This is a genomic window from Aeromicrobium sp. (genome assembly GCF_036675695.1).
In the GTDB taxonomy this organism is placed as follows: Bacteria; Actinomycetota; Actinomycetes; order Propionibacteriales; family Nocardioidaceae; genus Aeromicrobium.
Map to the genome: position 1 here is coordinate 1 of NZ_JAKFEL010000038.1, position 4,271 is coordinate 4,271.

4 protein-coding genes and 2 tRNA genes are annotated in these 4,271 nt (G+C 64.4%); 1 reads left to right on the forward strand and 5 read right to left on the reverse strand.

Features of this window, described 5'->3' with window-relative positions; all coding sequences use genetic code 11:
• Positions 1–10: 10 nt before the first annotated feature.
• The 5 genes from V6M39_RS02075 to V6M39_RS02095 all read right to left on the reverse strand — a co-directional run bounded on the left by V6M39_RS02075 (position 11) and on the right by V6M39_RS02095 (position 3,326).
• Positions 11–84 (reverse strand) — tRNA-Met (locus tag V6M39_RS02075).
• A gap of 51 nt (positions 85–135) precedes the next feature.
• A tRNA-Thr gene (locus V6M39_RS02080) sits at positions 136–208 on the reverse strand.
• Between the two features lie 61 nt (positions 209–269).
• Positions 270–1,298 carry a quinone-dependent dihydroorotate dehydrogenase gene (locus V6M39_RS02085; protein WP_332642000.1) on the reverse strand — a complete coding sequence of 343 codons (1,029 nt, stop codon included), beginning with the start codon at positions 1,296–1,298 and terminating at the stop codon, positions 270–272.
• Between the two features lie 4 nt (positions 1,299–1,302).
• Complete coding sequence (locus tag V6M39_RS02090; protein WP_332642001.1) at positions 1,303–2,643, reverse strand: sensor histidine kinase; 1,341 nt, start codon at positions 2,641–2,643, stop codon at positions 1,303–1,305.
• Complete coding sequence (locus V6M39_RS02095; RefSeq protein WP_332642002.1) at positions 2,640–3,326, reverse strand: response regulator transcription factor; 687 nt, start codon at positions 3,324–3,326, stop codon at positions 2,640–2,642. Before V6M39_RS02095 ends, V6M39_RS02090 begins: the two co-directional genes overlap by 4 nt.
• Positions 3,327–3,476: 150 nt before the next feature.
• On the opposite strand from V6M39_RS02095, the gene V6M39_RS02100 reads away from it, so the two are divergent.
• A complete protein-coding gene (locus V6M39_RS02100) occupies positions 3,477–3,998 on the forward strand; it encodes a hypothetical protein (protein ID WP_332642003.1) in 522 nt (173 codons plus the stop codon).
• Positions 3,999–4,271: the final 273 nt, after the last annotated feature.

A 4,271-nucleotide genomic window follows, 5' to 3' on the forward strand; every position in this document is an offset into this window, starting at 1 on the left:
TGTCGTGCGGTAGCTGGGGCGGGACTCGAACCCGCGACCCCACGATTATGAGTCGTGTGCTCTGACCGACTGAGCTACCCAGCCGCGGGCACGAGTTGCCTCATGTCCGAAGGACTCTTAGTGCTGCGAGTCCAGAGCCCCTTTACGGAATCGAACCGAAGACCTTTTCCTTACCATGGAAACGCTCTACCGACTGAGCTAAAGGGGCAAGCCGACGTCCCAAGATACACGGTCAACCACCCGATTTCGAAATCGGGTCCACGCCTGCGTCAGGGGCGTTTGGACGCTGCGGCGAGACGCGATGGCCAGAGCGGGCCTTCATAGATGAAGCCGGTGTATCCCTGCACCAAATCGGCACCCGCATCGAGCCGCGCCCGTACGTCTTCAGGCGCCGTGACACCGCCCATGGAGATGATCGCGAGACGGTTCCCGACGCGTTGCTTGAGGCGTACGAGGACCTCCGTCGAGCGGCCAGCCAGCACCGGTCCCGACAGTCCGCCGGCACCAGCGGCCTTGATGGTGGCGAGTGGCGTCAGCAGTTCGTCGGGCCTGGCGATCGTGGTGTTGGTGGCACTGATTCCATCGAGGCCAAGCTCCATCGCGAGATCAGCGATTGCATCGACATCGGCATCAGCGAGGTCGGGTGCGATCTTGACGACCAGTGGCACCCGGCCGCCATGCGACCGGTCGCAGACATCCTTGACCGCGGCGAGGAGCGGACGGAGCTCGTCAACTGCCTGCAGGTCGCGGAGCCCCGGAGTGTTCGGGGATGAGACGTTGACGACGAGATAGCTCGCATGCGGCGCCAGGAGTCGTGCGCACTCGACATAGTCCGCGATTGCATCAGCAGCCTCGGTGGCCTTGTTCTTGCCGATGTTGACGCCGATCACGGCATCGCGCCCGGACTTATGGCGCAGGCGATGGAGCCTGGCGGCGACCACCGCAGCACCGTCGTTGTTGAAGCCCATACGGTTGACGATCGCCTTGTCCTCGACGAGGCGGAACAGCCGTGGCTTGGGATTGCCGGGTTGCGGGCGAGCCGTCACCGTCCCGATCTCGACGTGACCGAAACCGAGGGACAGCAGGCCGGGGACTGCGCGCGCGTTCTTGTCGAAGCCTGCGGCCAGACCGAACGCATTGGGGAACTCGATGCCCATCACGGTTCGCGGGGCGTGGGTCTTGCGCATTGCGAACTTGGTGACGAAGCGGCCGGCCTTGATCGCCGCGAAGCCCCGCTCGTGCGCCTTTTCGGGATCCATGGAGCTGAACACGGCGTCGAAGAAGGCGCGGTAGACCACGTGCTCAGCCTATCGGCAGGTGCACGCCAAACACCGTGCCACCGGTTGGGGCCCTACCCACGTCGAGCTGGATGTGCATGCGAGTGGCCAACCGATGGGCGATCGACAGGCCCAGCCCGGTGCCGACATTGCGTACGTCGCGGTATTTTGCGTGCAGCACGCCGCGCTCGAAGGCGTTGATCAGGTCCGCCTGGTCGAGCCCCGGCCCGGCATCTTCAACCTCGATCACCACCTCGGTCGTCGAGACCGTGGTTCGAACAGAGACCTCACCGCCCAGCGGAGTGGCCCGGATCGCGTTCTCCACCAGACCGTCAAGAAGCTGTCGCAGACGCATCGGATCGGTATGGACCATGGCTCCCGCACCCATGGTCCGCAGCGAAATACCTTCACGATCGCAAACCGCTCGCCACGCGTCCCGCAGATCGTGCGTCAACCGGTCCAGAGGGACATCGACCGTCTCGATGCTGAAGTCATCTGCCTCCAGGCGGGCGAGCTCGAGCAGATCGCCGACGAATCGATCAAGTCTGGCGGTCTCTTCGACCAGGGTCTCGCCAGTTGCCCGTAGATCGTCGGCTCCTATCGCTCCGTCCGCGAGCGCCTCGGCATATCCGCGGAGCGCAGTCAGGGGGGTTCGGATCTCGTGAGAGACCGACAACAAGAACTCGCGCTGCCTTCCTTCGCTTGACGTCAAGGCCGTGTCAAGAGCAGCTATCGCGCCACTCATGTCAGCGATCTCGCGCACCGATGACGACGCGATCGGAACGCCTCGCTCCCCCGCCGCCAGGCGGCGCGCGGCACCGGCTGCATCCGCCACGGAGCGGTTGAGCGTACGAGACATCACGAGTCCGAGCGTGCCCGCAGCTGCGAGGCCCAACAGGAGTGCCAGCAGAAGGCGCCGTCTCAGATCCGCGGTCGCCTCGCCAACGTCTCCAACGGGCTGCACGGCGACGGCACTGAAGCTGCGGCGCGTCGATCTCCCCTCGATCAGCACGTCTTGACCGTCGATTGTCGCCGATGTCGAGAGCGTTCCTGTCGTCAACAATGTGTTGATCTGGTCAGCGGTGAGATCGTTCGCAGCCGTGCCCGTGACTTCACCATTGCGGCGGATGACGGCGTAGCGGCGATCGTCCGCTCCCACAACCTTCTGCTCCTGTGCAAGAAGCTTCGCCGTCGCTGCCGGCTTGGCTGAGAACGTCTCGATCGAACGAACCAGCTGCTCTCTGTCCTGCTCGCGGGCGACATCGCGTACAAGTGGCACCGTCAGCACCCCAGCCACCAGTGCGACGATCACGCCACCGGCCAGCGTGACGAGCAGGATCCGGCGCGACAGCGGCACCGTCCTCATGGTTTGCCCGCCGAGTAGCCGACGCCGCGATGAGTGCGTATGGGTGATTCGTCCCCGAGCTTGGCGCGAACCTGAGCGACATGGACGTCGACCGTACGGCTGCCGCCATACGCTGCTGCGCCCCACACCGTTGAGAGAAGCTGTTCTCGGGTGAACACCATCCCGGGCCGACGCATCAGTGCGGCGAGGAGGTCGAACTCCGTCGCCGTCAAGGTGACGTTGCGATCGTTCACCGTCACCTGCCGACTTGCCGGATCGAGCCGTACCGACCCTGTCTCGAGGACTGCGCTTCCAGTGCCACCGCTGCTTCGTCGAAGGACAGTACCGATCCGGGCGACCAGCTCGCGCGGCGAGAACGGCTTGGTCACATAGTCGTCTGCACCCAGCTCGAGCCCGATGACCCGATCGACTTCGTCATCTCGAGCGGTGACGAAGATGACCGGAGTCCAGTCGTCCTGGGCGCGGAGCTTGCGGCACACCTCGATTCCGTCGAGGGTCGGCAATCCGACGTCAAGGACGATGAGAGCCGGGCGCAGGACCTGCACCTGCGCCAGACCTCGCGCTCCATCACGCTCAACGTGCACGCCATAGCCGGCACGCGAGAGGTAGAGGCGCAGGAGGTCAGCAATGGAGGACTCGTCTTCGACGACGAGGACTAGACCCTTGGCTGGCGCTGTCTTCACACACCCATGAAACAGGAGACACGTGCCAGCCCGCATGCGTCCACCTGATCCTTACGATCCTCGAACATTCGCTTGACGTGATCCTTGCCCGCGGCCTGAAAAGTGATGGACGTCGGGAACCCCCGACCATGACCGTGAAGGACTGAAACGATGACAAGTTCCACATTGAAGACAGTGCTGGGTCGCAGGCTCTGGATCTCAGGGATCGTATTTGCCGGTGCTGCGGCGCTCGTATCGGCGCTGTGGCTGAGCTCCTCTCCCGAACCCGCGACGGTCGAACAGACCGCCACAATGCTGGGCACCGAGCTCGCCGATGACGACACGCCTGCACCCGGCACAGACGCCAACCGCGCGGAGCTGCGAGCGGACCTGAAGGCGGCGCGTGCTCTCGATGGACAGGCTCGAATCGACGCCCTGAAGAAGGTGCGCGCAGATGCCAAGGCCGGCGAATACGGCGAAAAAATCGAGAAGCGAGCCGACCGGCGCTCCGACCGGCACGCCGCGTTCTTCGCCCTGCTCCCCGACGAGCTGCAGGCCGACCTGAAGGAGCTCAAAGCGATGCCCGCCGGCGATGAACGAAAGGCCATGCGGGAGCAAATCCGCAAGGACGCTCTGGCCGGCGAGTACGGCGAGAAGGTCCAGGAAGCAGCGAAGCTGCTCCAGAAGGACTGACGCCAAAGTCGCGGCACGGCTCAGCCTCCCTCAGCTGACCCGTGCCGCGATCGCATGCGAAGGGGCGCCACGATATGACAACTCGGCAAAATCTCTCCCGGATCCGTCGGGTGGGCTCTTGTCAGTGGCTCGTCATAGCGTTGGCAACACGCACCATCCACATCGAGGGAGCCCGTTCGTGAGCACGCTGCAAGACCGACCCAACACAGCACTGGTCGTGATCGACTTCCAGGTCGGCGTCGTCGCCGAGGCGCATGACCGCGATGGGGTGGT

Excerpts from the sequence above, each read along its gene's own strand:
- V6M39_RS02090 (WP_332642001.1), bottom strand. The coding sequence starts at position 2,643 with ATGAGGACGGTGCCGCTGTCGCGCCGGATCCTGCTCGTCACGCTGGCC.
- V6M39_RS02100 (WP_332642003.1), top strand. The coding sequence starts at position 3,477 with ATGACAAGTTCCACATTGAAGACAGTGCTGGGTCGCAGGCTCTGGATC.